The sequence below is a fragment of the Priestia sp. 179-F W1.4 NHS genome, from assembly GCF_045369295.1.
Lineage (GTDB): Bacteria > Bacillota > Bacilli > Bacillales > Bacillaceae_H > Priestia > Priestia zanthoxyli.
Window position 1 is genome coordinate 41,926 of the sequence record NZ_JBIQFF010000009.1, and the last position, 17,133, is coordinate 59,058.

Sequence of the window (17,133 nt, forward strand, 5' to 3'; positions counted from 1 at the left end):
ATGGCAAACAAACTAGCAATTACCCTTACTCGTAGCGTAATTGGTCGTCCAGAAGATCAACGTGTAACTGTTCGTACACTTGGCCTACGTAAGTTAAATCAAACTGTCGTTCAAGACGATAATCCTGCAATTCGCGGAATGATTAACAAAGTAGCTCACCTTGTTACAGTAAAAGAGCAATAAGTATAAATTGTCACTCTAAGGAGGTGCTCCGGAATGAAACTTCATGAATTGAAACCAGCTGAAGGTTCACGTAAAGTACGTAACCGTGTAGGTCGTGGTACTGGTTCAGGTAACGGAAAGACTTCAGGTAAAGGTCACAAAGGGCAAAACGCTCGCTCTGGCGGTGGCGTAAGACCTGGCTTCGAAGGTGGTCAAACTCCTTTATTCCGTCGTCTTCCAAAACGTGGGTTCACTAATATCAATCGCAAAGAATACGCGATCGTTAATTTAGAAGCTCTTAACCGTTTTGAAGATGGAACTGAAGTAACACCAGAATTATTAATCGAAACTGGTTTAGTAAGCAAAGCAAAAGCTGGCGTTAAAGTACTAGGAAACGGTACATTAAACTCTAAGCTAACTGTTAAAGCTGCTAAATTCTCTTCAACTGCTAAAGAAGCTATCGAAGCTGCTGGCGGTACAGTTGAGGTGATCTAATGTTTCAAACAATCTCCAATTTAATGCGCGTGCGTGAAATAAGACAAAAAATCTTTTTCACTTTGTTAATGTTAATTGTCTTCCGAATTGGTACATTTATTCCTGTACCAAGTGTTAATACGGATGTACTAAAATTGCAAGATGGGTTAAATGTATTCGGAGTTCTGAATACATTTGGCGGCGGCGCGTTAAAAAACTTTTCCATTCTTGCTATGGGCATTATGCCTTATATTACAGCATCCATCATCGTCCAATTATTGCAGATGGATGTTGTACCTAAGTTTACAGAATGGTCAAAGCAGGGAGATGTTGGGCGCCGTAAATTAGCTCAAGTAACTCGTTATGGAACAATTGTGCTTGGATTTATCCAGGCTTTAGGTATGTCTATAGGATTCAACAATATTTCGGGCGGACAATTGATCGCTAATCCAGGAATTTCTACGTATCTTCTAATTGCTACAGTGTTAACGGCAGGTACTGCCTTCTTAATGTGGTTAGGAGAACAGATTACTGCAAAAGGCGTAGGTAATGGTATTTCTATCATTATCTTTGCTGGGATTGCAGCTGGTATTCCGACAACATTAAATCAAATTTATGCACAGCAATTTGAAGACGTTGGGGATCAATTATTCATTCGTATCGTAACGGTAGTTTTAATCGCGATTGCAGTTTTAGCTATTATTGTTGGGGTTATTTACTTCCAACAAGCGCTACGAAAAATTCCTATTCAATATGCAAAGGGTTCAGCTGGTCGTAATCCTGTTGGAGGTCAATCCACTCATTTACCGTTAAAAGTAAATGCTGCTGGGGTTATTCCTGTTATCTTTGCAGTTTCATTTATTATCACACCACCAACAATTGCATCATTTTTCGGTCCAAATGATGTAACGACGTGGATTCAGAATACATTTGACTATACTAAGCCAATTGGTATGATAGTGTATGTAGCGTTAATCATTGCTTTTTGTTACTTCTATACATTTGTTCAAGTTAACCCTGAACAAGTAGCAGAGAACTTGAAAAAGCAAGGTGGCTACATCCCAGGCATTCGTCCTGGTAAAAGCACACAAGCTTATTTAACGAAAGTGTTATATCGTCTGACATTAATCGGTTCGATATTCCTTGCGTTAATTGCTGTGTTGCCGGTTCTGTTCATCAAAATTGCAAACCTACCCTCATCTGCTCAGATCGGCGGTACTAGTTTGTTAATTGTTGTCGGTGTAGCTCTTGAGACAATGAAACAGCTTGAGAGTCAATTAGTGAAACGCCATTATAAGGGATTTATTAAGTAAAGCTGTTTAGTGGGAGGCAGGCTGCTTTCCCATTAAACGGATAAGATACTGAGGGGGAAGCAAGAAATGAATTTAGTGTTAATGGGCCTTCCTGGTGCTGGGAAAGGTACTCAAGCAGAAAAAATCGTTGAGCATTACGATATCCCTCATATCTCAACAGGAGATATGTTCCGAGCTGCAATTAAAGAAGGAACGCAACTAGGTTTAAAAGCTAAATCATTTATGGACCAAGGTAACCTTGTTCCTGATGAAGTAACAATTGGAATTGTGCGCGAGCGTTTAAACAAACAAGATTGTGAAAACGGCTTTTTACTTGATGGCTTCCCGAGAACAGTAGCCCAAGCAGAAGCTCTTGAAACAATTACAAAAGAACTAAACAAGCAAATTGATTATGTGATTAATATTGATGTAGATCAAAGCATTTTAATGGAGCGTCTTACTGGACGCCGCATTTGTAAAGATTGCGGAGCTACTTACCACTTAGTATTCAATCCTCCTGCGAAAGAAGGAGTTTGTGACAAATGTGGCGGAGAGCTTTATCAACGTGCAGATGACAATGCTGAGACGGTTTCAACTAGACTTTCAGTTAATGTTAAACAATCTCAACCTCTACTTGATTTCTATCAAGAAAAAGGTTATCTACGCAATATTAATGGTAATCAAGATATTAACATTGTGTTTGAGGATGTTCGTCAATTACTTGCTGGGGTTAAGCAATGATCATTTGCAAGACACCAGAGGAAATTGAGGTCATGCGTGAAGCTGGACGAATCGTGGCTTTAACTCATCAAGAGTTGAAAAAACATATCGTTCCAGGTATTACGACTATAGAATTGGATGCAATTGCTGAAAATTTTATTCGTCAACATGATGCAATTCCGTCTTTTAAAGGGTATAATGGTTTTCGCGGCAGTGTATGTGCTTCTGTGAATGAAGAATTAGTTCATGGTATTCCGGGAGAACGCAAGCTTAATGAAGGGGATATCATCAGTTTAGACATCGGAGCTAAATTCGGTGGCTATCACGGTGACTCAGCTTGGACATATGGAGTAGGAAAGATTTCATTAGAAAATCAAGAGCTGCTTGATGTGACTGAGCAATCTCTCTACAAAGGATTAGCAGAAGCGAAGCCGGGTGAGCGTTTGTCGAATATTTCACATGCTATTCAACAGTACGCAGAATCACGTAACTTTTCGATTGTAAGAGAATATGTTGGCCATGGCGTCGGCAAAGACTTACATGAAGATCCGCAAGTACCTCATTATGGTCCACCGAATAAAGGACCGCGTCTACGTCCAGGCATGGTATTGGCAGTTGAGCCAATGGTGAATGCTGGTATGCGATATGTAAAAACATTACCTGATAACTGGACAGTTGTGACAGTGGATGGTAAAATGTGTGCGCACTTCGAACATACTATTGCAATTACTGAGACGGGATATGAAATTCTGACAGCATTGTAATGTTAAAGGATGTTATCTCTATCCATTCCTCGCTAGATGCACTGGACAGTAAACAGTAATTATCTAAATTCACGATGATCGTTTTTCGTCTGAATTGCTGTTAAAATGGTAAAGATGTATATTAGCGTCAATCATCTTGAATTTAATGATTACGATCTCCGGATGTTCAGAACAGGTTCTTTTTAAGTCGTTTAATGATAGCTTGTTACTGTTTCAAAGAAAGGAGAGCACTTTAATGGCAAAAGACGATGTAATTGAAGTTGAAGGTACAGTTGCTGAGACTTTACCTAACGCTATGTTCAAGGTAGAATTAGAAAATGGTCATACAGTACTTGCTCACGTATCAGGAAAAATTCGCATGCATTTCATTCGAATCTTACCTGGTGATAAAGTAACTGTAGAATTGTCACCATACGATTTAACTCGCGGTAGAATTACGTACCGTTTCAAATAAAACCTATGCACTCCGTACTATCAAGGAGGTATGAAACATGAAAGTCAGACCATCAGTTAAACCAATCTGCGAAAAATGTAAAGTTATCCGTAGAAAAGGTAAAGTAATGGTAATTTGTGAAAACCCTAAGCATAAACAAAAACAAGGTTAATCAATAAGGAGGTGCACTATTCATATGGCACGTATTGCTGGTGTTGATATTCCTCGTGACAAGCGTGTAGTAATTTCATTAACATACATTTTCGGTATTGGTCGTCCAACTGCTGAAAAAGTTCTAGCTGAAGCTGGAGTTTCTGAAGATACTCGCGTTCGTGACTTAACAGAAGAAGAATTAGGTAAAATTCGTGATATTTTAGATAGCTATAAAGTAGAAGGCGATCTTCGTCGTGAAGTTTCTTTAAACATCAAACGTTTAATTGAGATTGGTTCATACCGTGGTATCCGCCACCGTCGTAGTTTACCAGTTCGTGGTCAAAACAGTAAAAACAATGCTCGTACACGTAAAGGCCCACGCCGTACTGTAGCGAACAAGAAGAAATAATTAGTAAGGGAGGTCATTAACAGATGGCACGTAAAACTAATACACGTAAACGTCGCGTGAAAAAGAATATTGAAGCTGGTGTAGCTCATATTCGCTCAACGTTTAACAACACTATTGTAACAATTACAGATGTTCACGGTAATGCGATTGCTTGGTCTAGTGCAGGCGCACTTGGCTTCAGAGGTTCTCGTAAATCCACTCCATTTGCTGCGCAAATGGCTGCTGAAGCTGCTGCAAAAGTTTCTATGGATAACGGAATGAAAACTCTTGAAGTTACAGTTAAAGGCCCTGGTGCTGGTCGTGAAGCAGCTATCCGTGCTCTTCAAGCTGCAGGTTTAGAAGTAACAGCTATTAGAGATGTTACTCCTGTACCTCACAACGGATGCCGCCCACCAAAACGTCGTCGTGTATAATTAATATGTATAGATTCTATTTCGTTGTCTATAATGATGATGGTGTAGAATTTATTCATGCAACGAAATGTTTTCCATTTGTTGTGCACATTCGGGAACTGTCTAATAGGGAATTTCGGTTAGGCATTTGAGAAATCAGCCGTCTAGCCGAGGTTTCGACGTTTTGAAGGAGGGTTTATATTGATAGAGATTGAAAAGCCAAAAATCGAAACGGTAGAAATCAGCGATGATAGAAAGTACGGTAAATTCGTCGTCGAACCACTTGAGCGTGGATATGGTACTACTTTGGGTAACTCCTTACGTCGTATCCTATTATCCTCACTCCCTGGTGCAGCTGTAACATCTATTCAAATTGAAGGTGTATTACATGAATTTTCAACAGTTCCTGGAGTTGTTGAAGATGTAACAAACATCATTTTAAACGTTAAAAAGTTAGCGTTAAAGATTTACTCTGATGAAGAGAAAACACTTGAGATCGATGTTAAAGGTCCTGGTACAGTAACGGCTGCTGACATTCAAGCAGACAGTGATATCGAAGTTCTAAATCCGGATCTTCATATTGCAACACTTGAGTCAGATGCTCATTTCCGTATGAGACTTACTGCTCGCACAGGTCGAGGTTATAATCCTGCCGATGCTAACAAGCGTGAAGACCAACCAATTGGTGTACTTCCAATTGACTCAATCTATACGCCTGTTACTCGCGTATCGTATTATGTAGAAAATACTCGTGTTGGTCAAATGACAAATTACGATAAGTTAACGTTGGATGTTTGGACTGACGGTAGCATCGAGCCAGAAAAAGCTGTTGCTTTAGGTGCAAAGATTCTAACGGAACACTTAAATATCTTCGTTAACTTAACAGATGAAGCTCAAAAAGCAGAGATCATGGTAGAAAAAGAAGAAGACCAGAAAGAAAAAGTTCTAGAGATGACGATCGAGGAACTGGATTTATCTGTTCGTTCTTACAACTGCTTAAAACGAGCAGGCATCAATACTGTACAAGAGCTTGCTAATAAAACAGAAGAAGATATGATGAAAGTTCGTAACTTAGGCCGTAAATCTTTAGAAGAAGTTAAAGCTAAACTTGAAGAATTAGGTTTGGGTCTACGTAAGGACGACTGATTATATCTACCTGTTTAACTACTTAACAAAGGAGGGGACCTCACATGTCTTACCGTAAATTAGGTCGTACAAGCGCACAACGCAAGGCGCTTCTTCGTGATTTAACAACTGATTTAATCATCAGTGAACGCATTGAGACAACTGAAGCTCGTGCAAAAGAATTACGTTCAACTGTTGAAAAAATGATTACTTTAGGTAAACGTGGAGATCTACACGCTCGTCGTCAAGCTGCATCTTACATCCGTAATGAAGTAGCTAACGAGGAAGCTGGTCAAAGCGCTTTACAAAAACTATTCAGCGATATCGCTACTCGCTACGAAGATCGCCAAGGCGGTTACACTCGTATCTTAAAAGTTGGACCTCGCCGTGGTGACGGTGCTCCAATGGTTATCATTGAATTAGTTTAATATTTTTAATACAGATAGAAAAGGGCGAGACAGTGTGTAACTAGTCGTTGCCCTTTTTTTATACCTTAAACCGGGTAAATAGCGTAAAAAACCAATGTAGGCAATGCTGCAATAGAAAAAGCTGAGAGGAAGATAGCGTTGAAAGAAATGTCTTTAGAGGTAAAAGATTTATGCTTTCGATACGATCCTGAAGCAGACCTAACATTAGATCACCTTTCTCTCTCTGCTTATAAAGGTGAATGGTTAGCGATAGCTGGACATAATGGATCTGGGAAATCGACGCTGGCACGAATTCTAAACGGCCTTTTGCTACCTGAAAAAGGAACGGTTCGAGTGGGCGATACTCTTTTATCTGAAGAAACAATATGGGATGTGCGCAAGCAGATTGGAATGGTGTTTCAAAACCCAGATAATCAATTTGTTGGCTCAACCGTTCAAGATGATATTGCGTTTGGGCTTGAAAACAACGGGATTCCATTTGAAATTATGGAAAAACGTATACCTGAAGCAATCGAAATGGTCAATATGAGTGCTTTTCTGGATCAAGAGCCTCATCAGCTATCAGGTGGACAAAAACAGCGTGTGGCCATTGCGGGTATAATTGCCGTACAGCCATCTGTTATCATTCTAGATGAAGCAACATCTATGTTAGATCCTATTGGACGAACTGAAGTACTTGAAACTGTTAGAAAATTAAAAGAAGAAAAACAACTGACGGTTATTTCAATTACCCACGATTTAGATGAAGTAGCAATGGCTGACAGAGTCGTTGTGATGAACAAAGGGAAGATCTATGCAACAGGTACTCCACGCGAAGTATTTGCATTAGGTTCCAAGTTAACGGATATTGGACTAGACTTGCCGTTTTCCGTTAAACTAAGCCATCGTTTTGCTTCCGTAGGAATTCCTTTATCAAAAATTCATTTAACAGATGAGGACTTGGTGGACGAACTATGGACATTATATTCAAAGAAGTAGAGCATCGTTATCAAGTTAATACACCATTTGAACGAATTGCTCTGCATGACTTAAATTTAAGCATTCAATCAGGTACATTTTTGGCTGTTATTGGCCATACTGGTTCTGGGAAATCAACAATCATACAGCATCTGAATGCCTTATTGAAGCCAACTGCTGGTGAAATTCAAATCGGTGAGCGCACTATTAAAGCCAATCGAAAAGAAAAGAATTTAAAAGCTATTCGTCAGCAAGTAGGCGTGGTGTTTCAATTTCCAGAACATCAGCTTTTTGAAGAAACGGTGGAAAAGGATATAGCTTTTGGACCAATGAATTATGGCGTTTCGGAAGAAGAAGCAAAGCAAAAAGCACGAGAGCTTATCAAGTTAGTGGGGTTGCCAGAAGACATTCTCACCAGATCTCCTTTTGATTTGAGTGGTGGACAAATGCGTCGTGTAGCGATAGCAGGTATTCTAGCGATGAATCCTAATGTGCTAATTTTAGATGAGCCAACTGCTGGATTGGACCCTAGAGGCCGTCAAGAAATTATGAATATGATTTATCGTCTTCATAAAGAAAAAGGCTTGACGACGATTCTCGTGACTCACAGCATGGAAGATGCAGCTATGTACGCTGATGAGCTAATTGTAATGAATAAAGGAACGATTGCGATGAAAGGGTCACCTAGAGAAGTTTTCGGTCAGCATACGCAGCTAAAAGAATATGGATTGGATGTTCCAGAATCGCTTCGCTTTATGCTGAAGCTGCAAGAGAAATTTCAGCTTGAAGCATCGGATACGGTTATTACCTTTTCTGAAGTGGTAGAGAAAGTACAGCACCTTATGCAGCAAGGTGAACGAATATGATGAACTCAATCATTATTGGTAAGTATGTCCCGGGTCATTCTGTTGTCCATCGAATGGATCCTCGGGCCAAGCTGCTTCTCGTATTTGCGTATGTATTAATTGTGTTTTTAGCAAATAACCCTATCGGCTATGCTTTTTTAGGTGTGTATACCCTTGTGATAGTGGCCATGAGTAAAGTGCCCGTTTCCTTTATTTTAAGAGGGTTAAAGCCCGTTCTATTTATTATTATCATCACGTTTCTTTTGCACATTTTTATGACGAAGGAAGGTCCTCTTTTGTTTGAATGGGGATGGTTTTCTGTCTATAAAGGCGGCCTTATTCAAGGTGTTTTAATTTCCTTGCGTTTCTTGTTCTTAATTTTAATTACGACGATGCTAACGTTAACGACTACGCCCATTGAAGTAACAGATGGAATGGAAAGCTTGTTGAATCCATTTAAAAAGCTCAAGCTTCCTGTTCATGAATTAGCTTTAATGATGTCCATTTCTCTTCGCTTTATTCCTACATTGATGGAAGAGACAGATAAAATTATTAAAGCGCAGACAGCACGAGGAGTGGACTTTAGCAGCGGTCCCGTTACGGATCGGTTGAAAGCTATCGTTCCTTTGCTTGTTCCTTTATTTATAGGTTCATTTAAGCGTGCTGAAGAGCTAGCTATTGCCATGGAGGCAAGAGGATATAAAGGCGGAGAAGGGCGTACAAAGTATCGTCAATTAAAATGGGGAAGCATAGATACAATTATGCTTTTACTTCTGCTGGCAGTAGCAGTTGTTTTAGTGCTGATTAGAACGTAAAGATTGTTTGGTGAAAAGATGAAACGTTTAAAATGTATAGTTGCATACGACGGCACACACTTTTCAGGTTATCAAGTTCAGCCCAATAAGCGAACAGTTCAACTGGAGATTGAAGCCGTTTTAGAGAAAATGCATAACAAAAAAGTTCCGATTTACGCCTCTGGACGAACGGACACAAATGTTCATGCACAGGGGCAAGTCATTCATTTTGACACAAACCTAAATATTCCATGTGATAAGTGGAAAAAAGCATTGAATTCAATGCTACCAGATGATATTGTAATGAAGAATGTATGTGAAGTTGATGCACATTTTCACGCCCGGTATGACGTTACTTCAAAAGAGTATCGCTATCATATTTTGCGCGGCGAAGATCGAAATCCTTTCACTCGTTCTTATGCATACCATTACCCTTATCCATTAGACTACTCAAAAATGAAAAAAGCCATCACATATTTACTCGGTACACACGACTTTACAAGCTTTTGTTCAGCGAGGACAGAAGTGGAAGATAAGATTCGTACGATTTACAAGATTGATATGTATGAAGAGAATAGTCAGCTTGTGTTTAGATTCGTTGGAAGTGGCTTTCTGTATAATATGGTTCGTATTCTTGTTGGAACGCTTTTAGAAGTAGGACAAGGCCGTATTGAACCAGATGCTATAAAAGATATTCTAGAAAGTAAATCACGTCCTCGTGCAGGGAAAACTGCGCCTTCGCAAGGACTATATTTATGGCGCGTTTTCTATGACAACTAAACCTGGTGTAACATTTTCTTGACATTAGTAGCTTAAAGATATAATATATCATATGGTATGTATTTTAACCCCACGGTTAGCCCCGGAAATTAATCGTGTTGAAATAGAAGGTTGAAATAATTTTATAATTGATGATGAAAATTAGGAGGGAAACTCATGCGTACAACTTTCATGGCGAAAGCAAACGAAGTAGAGCGTAAATGGTATGTTGTCGATGCTGAAGGTAAAACTTTAGGTCGTTTAGCAAGTGAAGTAGCATCAATCTTACGCGGTAAACATAAACCAACTTTTACACCACATGTTGATACTGGTGATCACGTGATCCTTATCAATGCGTCAAAAATCGAATTAACAGGTAAAAAATTAACTGATAAAATTTATTACCGTCACAGCATGCACCCAGGTGGTTTGAAACAACGTACAGCATTAGAAATGCGTACTAACTACTCTGAGAAAATGCTTGAATTAGGAATCAAAGGCATGCTTCCAAAAGGTAGCCTAGGCCGTCAAATGTTCAAAAAATTACATGTGTATGCTGGTGAAACACATCCACATGAAGCACAAAAACCAGAAGTTTACGAACTTCGCGGATAATTAATAAGAGGAGGTTATTATCTTGGCACAGGTACAATATTACGGAACTGGTCGTCGTAAAAGCTCTGTTGCTCGTGTACGTTTAGTACCAGGTAACGGTCGCGTAACAATCAACGGTCGTGAAATCGAAGAATACATTCCATTTGCTGCACTACGTGAAGTAGTAAAACAACCACTTGCTTTAACTGAAACTGTAGGTAACTATGACGTATTTGTAAACGTTAATGGTGGAGGTTATGCAGGTCAAGCTGGCGCTATTCGTCACGGAATCTCTCGTGCTTTATTAGAAGCAGACCCTGAATACCGTGGAACATTAAAACGTGCTGGTCTATTAACTCGTGACGCTCGTGCGAAAGAACGTAAAAAATACGGTCTTAAAGGCGCTCGTCGTGCACCACAATTCTCAAAACGTTAATTTTATATTACGTTTCAAGCCTTGGTCTTTGGACCAAGGCTTTTTTTATTTGTTGTTTGCGTATGAGACGAAGGCTTGTGCAGACAATATGTAAAAAAGGGAGGCGTTATCGTGAACGAGGTTACATATTTAAAAGAAAAACGTTATGAAAAAGAAATGAAATATGAACGCAAAGTCCTAAGGGAACTATCGTTTGATTTGCTTCAAGAGAGGCTGCGCCGTTATTTTCATCCAATGTTTCAGTGGAATATGCTAGGAGACGAACATGTGGAGGAGTACTGTCTTGACATTGCTATCGAATCATTTTTATTAGGTGCCCGGTTGAGTAAACGTGGTAAAGGCTACGAAGATGTTCAGAAGCACAGTAAGCAAGAAGAGTCTCTTTTAATTGATACATTGTACGGAGCCGTCAGCATGTCTGTAACAGATCTTTATCAAGATGGTCTGTATTATTTGTGTCAAGGATATGTGCAAGACTGGTGGAAAGAAGGTTATCGAACCGCAGAAAAAAGACGCCGTTTACGTTTGCATTAAAAAGTACTCATAATTCCCGTTCTTGTCCCATATAGAAATAAATAGGTGAGGCAAGAAGGGAAGGGATAAAATGTCTAAAGTAAAAATAATGAGCACAATTATAGCGCTTCTTGTTCTTTTTGTCATTGTACAATATCAAATAGATCATAGAACATCATCCGGTTCGCTTTCACTTCCTCTTAGCGGGAAAGTTATTGTACTAGATCCTGGACATGGCGGTGTTGATGGAGGAGCGGTAGGAGAGGATGAGGTGCTTGAAAAAGAAATAACTCTTAAAATTTCGTTAATGCTTCGAGACTATCTGCAAGAGCAAGGGGCACTTGTTATTATGACGAGAGAAAAAGACGAAGACCTAGCGGCCAAAGATACAAGAGGATACAGTCGCAGAAAAGTAGAAGACTTAAAAAATCGCTTAACGATGATTAATAAATCCAACGCTGATTTGTACTTAAGTATTCACTTGAATGCTATTCCATCCTCTGCGTGGAGAGGGGCTCAAACTTTCTATTACGGATCCCTAAAAGAAAACGAGCAAGTGGCCAAACTCATTCAACAAGAGCTAAGAAATAATCTGGACAATACGACCCGTGAAGCAAAAGCTATTCAAACTCTTTACCTTCTTAAGCATTCTAAGCCACCCGGTGCTTTGGTTGAAGTAGGATTCTTGTCAAATCCTACAGAACGTAAAATGCTTCAATCGAAACGCTATCAAAAAAAGTTAGCTGAATCCATTTATGAAGGAGTCAGCCGCTATTTTACTGGAGAAAAGCCTAAATAAAAAGCATAGCACCCTTCTATTCAGAAAAATCTAATATGTATGATATACTTGATAGTATAAATAAATAGATTTTAACATGGTGGTGGGAGTATGCTAACGGAAAAGCAAGTAAAAGAAGTAGTAGGGGAAATTACAGATCCATTTTTAAATAAAAAACTATCAGAAACAGATGCGATTAAAGAAATAACAATTAAAGCTGAAAAACAGCATATAAGCCTGAAGATTGCTGTTGCAAAAACAGGTACGAGTGAACAGTTGAGCCTGCAAGGCACAATTGTAGAAGAATTAAAAAAAGCAGGTGTACAGTCGGTTGGACTGCGATTTGTTGAGTTTACGCCTGAGGAACTTCAGCAGTACCGCGCTGAGCAGCCGAATACTGGCAACTTACTAACTAGTCCGAATGCACCAGAATTTATTGCTATTGCCAGCGGTAAAGGAGGCGTTGGTAAATCAACAGTCTCTGTTAACTTAGCCGTTTCTCTAGCTCGTTTAGGAAAAAAAGTTGGTTTAATTGATGCTGACATTTATGGATTCAGCGTCCCAGACATGATGGGAATCACACAACGTCCTGTAGTAGAAGGTGAAAAGATTATTCCAGTTGATCGTTTCGGAGTAAAAGTTATTTCCATGGGCTTCTTTGTAGAAGATAATTCACCTGTTATCTGGCGAGGACCTATGCTCGGAAAAATGTTGACGAGCTTCTTTACAGAAGTTGAATGGGGAGAATTAGATTATCTTTTACTAGACTTACCTCCAGGAACAGGTGATGTCGCATTAGACGTTCACTCCATGCTTCCTGCTTGTAAAGAAGTGATTATTACAACACCACATCCTACAGCGGCATTTGTTGCAGCTAGAGCGGGTGCTATGGCTTTGAAAACCGATCATGAGGTCATTGGAGTTGTAGAAAATATGGCTTACTTTGAAAGCCAGCTAACAGGGGAAAAAGAGTATGTATTTGGTAAAGGCGGGGGTCCAAAACTGGCTGAGGAGCTTCAGACAGAGCTGTTAGGACAGCTTCCGTTAAGTCAGCCTGATTGGAATGAAGAAGATTTTGCACCTTCCATTTACGAAGAATCACATCGTTTAGGTCAAATATATGGAGAGATTGCAAGTAAGATTGCATTTATTTGCGAAAATGAAAAAGCAGCAACAGGAAAATAATAAAAAGCACGCGCTGTTCGAGCGCGTGCTTTTTATTATTATACAGAGAGTTCAATCTGCGTCTTTTTTAAATCAAATGCGAGGTTTTGTTTTAAGAGAGCTAAAAATGTTTTTCCAGCTGTACTTACGGTGTGAGACTGGTGCTTTAAAATGCCGATTGCAGGCCCCTCATGTAAGTCATGAATCGTTTTAACCACCACTTGATCCGGCGGAAGAGTTGCGCTTATTTGTGGAACAACGGCTATTCCTAAGTTTTCTTTTACAAAATGCTGAAGTGTGCTAATAGTGCCTAACTGGACTTTAGCAGGCAGCTGTCCTGTTCGTTCAAAGATTAGCTGCTCAATTTTCTTTTGAACGGAAGATTGCCCAGCTGTAATCAGCGTTTCGTGTATTAAATCTTTTGCAAAGATTGTTTTTCTTTTTGTTAGCGCATGATTGAATGGTAGTAGCAGCACAAGTTTTTCTGTTAGCAATGCCTCAAACTCTATATCTCTGAACGATTCTGAGACAGTGCCAATCGCGAAATCAATTTCTTGATTGCGTATATGTTGATGAAGGTGCTTTTCGTCTGCAACGAGTAAGCTAATTTCTGTGTTGGGATATCTTTTTTTAAATAATGAGAGAATGGAAGGCAGTCGACTGCTTGCTGTAGGCTCTGCAGCACCTATACGGATCGTGCCAGCTTCGCCTGTTGAATAATCCTTTAAGGTATTATTTAGATATTCATATTCCTTTAGTAAAATATTTGCCCGTTCGTAAAAGATTTTACCTGCTTCAGTAAGTTTAATGCTTTTTCCTCGTTCTAAAAGCTTAAATCCTAGTTCGGATTCTAACTTTTGAATGTGCAGTGTAATGGTAGGCTGAGAGTACTTTAAATATTCAGCGGCTAATTGAAAGCTTCCTAAACGAACAATGGTTTGAAACGTTTTAATAACGCGAAATTCCATCGAATTCCCTCCTTTTGCTATAAAACGATTGTGTTAATTTCTAATATTTTACCATAAAGCTAAGAATTAAAGTTTACAATTCCAATAAAAATACTAAGTATTAAAAAATATAAAGAAGTCATTTAGGTTTTTTAATGAAAACAAATGACATAATTAAATACGCATCTCATGTGAGATGCGTATTTAATCACTGCTGTTGCTGTTCTCCGCCTGAGTCAGATCCAGCGGAAGAAGAACCACCATCGTCGCTGCTTTGTTTTTGTCCACCTTGTGTTTCTTCAGCGGCTTTCAAAAGAATGTCTTGAATTTTAGATTGATAAAGAGGGCTATCAAACGTTTCGGTCATAATCTTTTGTAAATAAGTGCGATATTCTTTACTCTTTAAAACAGTCAGTACTTCTTTTTCCATAGCCGGATCCTTTAAAACATCTTGAAGCATTCCTTGATATTCAGGATCTTTCATTAGTTGTTTGATGACCGTCTTATTTTCTTTTTCCAAACTTTTAGCAAAGCTTTCAGCAAACTTCGGATCATCCATGGCTTTTTTCCAAAATTCCACGCCCTTATCTGATACTAAGGTTTGAGAAATTGTATCTTTTATCGCGTTTTGATCCATTAAAATATCTTGTCTAACAGAAGGGTCTTTCATAATTGCCTCGACTGCTTTTTTTCCTTCATCTGTTTTTAAAATATCAACAACCATTTTCTTTGTTTGATCATAATCCATACCATTGTTCTCTTCATCTTGTGGTGCACAGGCTGTAGCTAAAAGCATACACATTCCTATATAAATGAGGAGCATGAGTCGCTTTTTCATAGTAATGAGCTCCTTTCCTAATATGCTTACGCTTAATATGAGATAATCAAGGTTTTTTATTCATAAAAGAGCTCTAGATTTTTCAAAACGTGATTGGTACAATTTATGAAAAGGTACAATTTTGTAACTTATGGGGGAGATGGAAGTGAATAGTCGAAATTGGGTTCGTCTATTTCTAACCACGTTAGCTGTTGGGGGTATAAGTACAGCTGTTGTTGGGTTTGCGGTGCGCTGGGGGGAATACGGTCACTTATTTCAACAAGGAAAGATAGGAGAAATTGTTGCTGTTTTAACATGGCTCGTAGGCGTAGGGTTTATTTTTAGTTTAATTAGCCAAATGGGGTTCTTTGCATATTTAACTATTCACCGATTTGGGTTGGGAATTTTTAAATCTGCATCTCTTTGGAAATCGGTTCAAATTGTATTTGTTTTATTTGTATTATTTGACGTTGCTTATTTTCGATATAAGTTCTTTCAACAAGCGGGAGAAGGCATAGGTAAGTATATTTTGTTAAGCGTTTTCTTGTTAGCGGTGGGGTTGTTAGTGGCGTATGCAAAGAAAAAGCAGACGAATAAAGAGGCTTTTGTGCCAGCGCTGTTTTTTATGATTGTTGTAACGACAATTGAATGGTTCCCAGCGCTGCGAACGAATGAAGAAAGCTGGCTTTACCTTATGTTGTTTCCACTTCTAATTTGTAATATGTATCAACTTCTTATTTTGCCGAAACTTCTTACGCACGCAAGAATAGCAAAAGCAGACAAATAGCATATTTGTCTGCTTTTGCTTTCCATATACAGTGGGAATAAATCTTAGCGGATATCTTTTACTTGGGTTTTTGAATTTGAAATTAATGTTGAAATACTTACGTTTGAGACTTTTTTATTTTGTAATGAATTCTTGATATATGGAATAGCCTTTGCTGTTTGTTGAGCGGAGTCAGACGCGTGCAGCAATATAATATCTCCCCCGTCTAAAGGCTTTGTAACATTCGAGACAATTTTTTCAACCCCTGGATTTGTCCAGTCTTTAGAATCAATGCTCCAGTGAACAGTAGTATATCCTATATCTGCTGTTAATTTTAAGATGTCTTTATTAAATTGCCCGTTAGGAGGACGAAGAAGGTGAACATCTTTAAGGCCTAGAGAATCAAAGACTTTCTTTGATTTTGCAAGATCCTGTCTAATCTCATTAGGTTTTAGGCTTGTATAAGAAGTATAGTCATAGCCCATTGTGCCAATTTCGTGACCTTCTTTCTTAATGCGCTCTACAATATCTGGGTGACGTTCAGCCCATGAAGCAGATAAAAAGAAAGTAGCATGTTCAATATGCTGTCTTTTTAGTTCATTCAGAATGGGAATAGCTCTTTCATCTCCCCAGCTGATGTTAAAGGTCAGAGCAACTTCCGGATTTTTATCATCCGCCTTATAAACAGCTCTTGGACCGTTATCCGTTGAAAACACGGGAAAGTGAAACGTCTGCTGAGCATAGAGAAAAAAACTTGTAAAAAACGCAGCAACTACGATAAGCATGGTCTGTTTGATTCTTTTGGCTCGAATAGTATAAAACATATTCATTTTGTCACCTCATTTAATAAGTAGTACTTGTCTAATTTGTATGCGTTTTGTCTACAATTAATAACAGGTAAGGAAAAGAACAACTGATTTTATTTTGATGTGTGAGAATCAATGTCGCAAAAAGCAGGTGAATCAATGAAAATTTGTTTATTTAATCAGGTGGAGTGTTTAGAGTTAGAAGCACTACTTAGAGAAGAAATAAAGAGATCAAACGTTGCTTTTCAACAAAGTTTGAATCATGTAGTTCTTGAACGAAACATTCAAGAAAAGTATCAAATCCTTTCAAAGATCTTGCTAAGATTCGGTGAAAGCAGGGAAGTAAATAAGATTTTTTGATAAAACGAAAAAAATTTTTCAAAAAGTGTTGACTTTTATATAGCACAGATGTTAAATTATTAAATGTCGCTGATGAGTGATTGGAAAACAATCGCAATTCATCAGAAATAAAATATTGAAAAGTTATTGACAAACGAAAGACAACTTGTTAATATAAAAAAGTCGCTCAAGAGCGGCGGTTGAACTTTGAAAACTGAACAAAGCGACAAACGTCAACGTTAATTTTTATTTTTTAAATGAGCAAG

At 38.6% G+C, this 17,133-nt stretch carries 25 protein-coding genes; 22 read left to right on the plus strand and 3 right to left on the minus strand.

Annotated elements, in window-relative coordinates:
* The 20 genes from rpmD to ACH0CI_RS24745 all read left to right on the plus strand — a co-directional run bounded on the left by rpmD (position 1) and on the right by ACH0CI_RS24745 (position 13,213).
* Positions 1-183 carry a 50S ribosomal protein L30 gene (rpmD, locus tag ACH0CI_RS24650; RefSeq protein ID WP_013054945.1) on the plus strand — a complete coding sequence of 61 codons (183 nt, stop codon included), beginning with the start codon at positions 1-3 and terminating at the stop codon, positions 181-183.
* A 33-nt stretch (positions 184-216) separates the two neighbouring features.
* Positions 217-657, plus strand: coding sequence for a 50S ribosomal protein L15 (gene rplO, locus ACH0CI_RS24655; protein WP_013054946.1), 441 nt, complete (start codon positions 217-219; stop codon positions 655-657).
* Positions 657-1,949 carry a preprotein translocase subunit SecY gene (secY, locus tag ACH0CI_RS24660; RefSeq protein WP_013054947.1) on the plus strand — a complete coding sequence of 431 codons (1,293 nt, stop codon included), beginning with the start codon at positions 657-659 and terminating at the stop codon, positions 1,947-1,949. The genes rplO and secY overlap by 1 nt, the downstream gene beginning before the upstream one ends.
* Before the next feature lie 66 nt (positions 1,950-2,015).
* On the plus strand, positions 2,016-2,669 hold the full coding sequence (locus tag ACH0CI_RS24665; protein ID WP_013054948.1) for an adenylate kinase: 654 nt from the start codon (positions 2,016-2,018) through the stop codon (positions 2,667-2,669).
* The gene (gene map, locus ACH0CI_RS24670) at positions 2,666-3,412 is read left to right on the plus strand and encodes a type I methionyl aminopeptidase (protein WP_028412665.1); all 747 of its coding nucleotides are present in this window, start codon (positions 2,666-2,668) and stop codon (positions 3,410-3,412) included. Before ACH0CI_RS24665 ends, map begins: the two co-directional genes overlap by 4 nt.
* Positions 3,413-3,647: 235 nt before the next feature.
* Complete coding sequence (gene infA / locus ACH0CI_RS24675; RefSeq protein ID WP_010285101.1) at positions 3,648-3,866, plus strand: translation initiation factor IF-1; 219 nt, start codon at positions 3,648-3,650, stop codon at positions 3,864-3,866.
* 37 nt (positions 3,867-3,903) lie between these two features.
* The gene (rpmJ, locus tag ACH0CI_RS24680; RefSeq protein ID WP_003156543.1) at positions 3,904-4,017 is read left to right on the plus strand and encodes a 50S ribosomal protein L36; all 114 of its coding nucleotides are present in this window, start codon (positions 3,904-3,906) and stop codon (positions 4,015-4,017) included.
* Positions 4,018-4,041: 24 nt separating this feature from the next.
* The gene (gene rpsM / locus ACH0CI_RS24685; RefSeq protein WP_013054950.1) at positions 4,042-4,407 is read left to right on the plus strand and encodes a 30S ribosomal protein S13; all 366 of its coding nucleotides are present in this window, start codon (positions 4,042-4,044) and stop codon (positions 4,405-4,407) included.
* Positions 4,408-4,430: 23 nt separating this feature from the next.
* Positions 4,431-4,820, plus strand: coding sequence for a 30S ribosomal protein S11 (gene rpsK, locus ACH0CI_RS24690; RefSeq protein WP_028412666.1), 390 nt, complete (start codon positions 4,431-4,433; stop codon positions 4,818-4,820).
* Positions 4,821-5,000: 180 nt separating this feature from the next.
* Complete coding sequence (locus ACH0CI_RS24695) at positions 5,001-5,945, plus strand: DNA-directed RNA polymerase subunit alpha (protein ID WP_013054952.1); 945 nt, start codon at positions 5,001-5,003, stop codon at positions 5,943-5,945.
* A 44-nt stretch (positions 5,946-5,989) separates the two neighbouring features.
* Positions 5,990-6,352: a 50S ribosomal protein L17 gene (rplQ, locus tag ACH0CI_RS24700; protein WP_013054953.1), complete on the plus strand. Its 363-nt coding sequence runs from the start codon at positions 5,990-5,992 to the stop codon at positions 6,350-6,352.
* A 138-nt stretch (positions 6,353-6,490) separates the two neighbouring features.
* Complete coding sequence (locus ACH0CI_RS24705; protein WP_013054954.1) at positions 6,491-7,330, plus strand: energy-coupling factor ABC transporter ATP-binding protein; 840 nt, start codon at positions 6,491-6,493, stop codon at positions 7,328-7,330.
* Positions 7,306-8,175 carry an energy-coupling factor ABC transporter ATP-binding protein gene (locus ACH0CI_RS24710; RefSeq protein WP_034263658.1) on the plus strand — a complete coding sequence of 290 codons (870 nt, stop codon included), beginning with the start codon at positions 7,306-7,308 and terminating at the stop codon, positions 8,173-8,175. The genes ACH0CI_RS24705 and ACH0CI_RS24710 overlap by 25 nt, the downstream gene beginning before the upstream one ends.
* Positions 8,172-8,969 (plus strand): energy-coupling factor transporter transmembrane component T family protein, encoded by a 798-nt coding sequence (locus ACH0CI_RS24715; protein WP_406902393.1) that lies wholly within the window; start codon positions 8,172-8,174, stop codon positions 8,967-8,969. The genes ACH0CI_RS24710 and ACH0CI_RS24715 overlap by 4 nt, the downstream gene beginning before the upstream one ends.
* An 18-nt stretch (positions 8,970-8,987) precedes the next feature.
* Positions 8,988-9,728 carry a tRNA pseudouridine(38-40) synthase TruA gene (truA, locus tag ACH0CI_RS24720; RefSeq protein WP_013054957.1) on the plus strand — a complete coding sequence of 247 codons (741 nt, stop codon included), beginning with the start codon at positions 8,988-8,990 and terminating at the stop codon, positions 9,726-9,728.
* 156 nt (positions 9,729-9,884) lie between these two features.
* Complete coding sequence (rplM, locus tag ACH0CI_RS24725; RefSeq protein ID WP_013054958.1) at positions 9,885-10,322, plus strand: 50S ribosomal protein L13; 438 nt, start codon at positions 9,885-9,887, stop codon at positions 10,320-10,322.
* A 22-nt stretch (positions 10,323-10,344) separates the two neighbouring features.
* Complete coding sequence (gene rpsI, locus ACH0CI_RS24730) at positions 10,345-10,737, plus strand: 30S ribosomal protein S9 (protein WP_013054959.1); 393 nt, start codon at positions 10,345-10,347, stop codon at positions 10,735-10,737.
* A 111-nt stretch (positions 10,738-10,848) separates the two neighbouring features.
* A complete protein-coding gene (locus ACH0CI_RS24735) occupies positions 10,849-11,271 on the plus strand; it encodes a DUF2521 family protein (protein ID WP_049162662.1) in 423 nt (140 codons plus the stop codon).
* 70 nt (positions 11,272-11,341) lie between these two features.
* Positions 11,342-12,049: an N-acetylmuramoyl-L-alanine amidase CwlD gene (gene cwlD / locus ACH0CI_RS24740; RefSeq protein WP_014462005.1), complete on the plus strand. Its 708-nt coding sequence runs from the start codon at positions 11,342-11,344 to the stop codon at positions 12,047-12,049.
* 90 nt (positions 12,050-12,139) lie between these two features.
* A complete protein-coding gene (locus tag ACH0CI_RS24745) occupies positions 12,140-13,213 on the plus strand; it encodes an Mrp/NBP35 family ATP-binding protein (RefSeq protein WP_176345081.1) in 1,074 nt (357 codons plus the stop codon).
* A 38-nt stretch (positions 13,214-13,251) separates the two neighbouring features.
* On the opposite strand, the gene ACH0CI_RS24750 is transcribed toward ACH0CI_RS24745, so the two are convergent.
* Together ACH0CI_RS24750 and gerD are read right to left on the minus strand one after the other, a co-directional pair.
* A complete protein-coding gene (locus ACH0CI_RS24750; RefSeq protein WP_014462003.1) occupies positions 13,252-14,160 on the minus strand; it encodes a LysR family transcriptional regulator in 909 nt (302 codons plus the stop codon).
* A 187-nt stretch (positions 14,161-14,347) separates the two neighbouring features.
* Entirely contained in the window at positions 14,348-14,977 is a 630-nt protein-coding gene (gerD, locus tag ACH0CI_RS24755; protein ID WP_033580786.1) for a spore germination lipoprotein GerD, read from the minus strand.
* Between the two features lie 145 nt (positions 14,978-15,122).
* On the opposite strand from gerD, the gene ACH0CI_RS24760 reads away from it, so the two are divergent.
* Positions 15,123-15,743: a KinB-signaling pathway activation protein gene (locus ACH0CI_RS24760; protein ID WP_028412721.1), complete on the plus strand. Its 621-nt coding sequence runs from the start codon at positions 15,123-15,125 to the stop codon at positions 15,741-15,743.
* A gap of 44 nt (positions 15,744-15,787) precedes the next feature.
* Here the strand turns inward: ACH0CI_RS24760 and pdaB are convergent, their stop codons facing one another.
* Positions 15,788-16,552: a polysaccharide deacetylase family sporulation protein PdaB gene (pdaB, locus tag ACH0CI_RS24765; protein WP_028412720.1), complete on the minus strand. Its 765-nt coding sequence runs from the start codon at positions 16,550-16,552 to the stop codon at positions 15,788-15,790.
* Positions 16,553-16,663: 111 nt separating this feature from the next.
* Here pdaB and ACH0CI_RS24770 point away from each other — a divergent pair, with 111 nt between their 5' ends.
* Entirely contained in the window at positions 16,664-16,888 is a 225-nt protein-coding gene (locus ACH0CI_RS24770; RefSeq protein WP_230683562.1) for a hypothetical protein, read from the plus strand.
* Positions 16,889-17,133 lie beyond the last annotated feature (245 nt).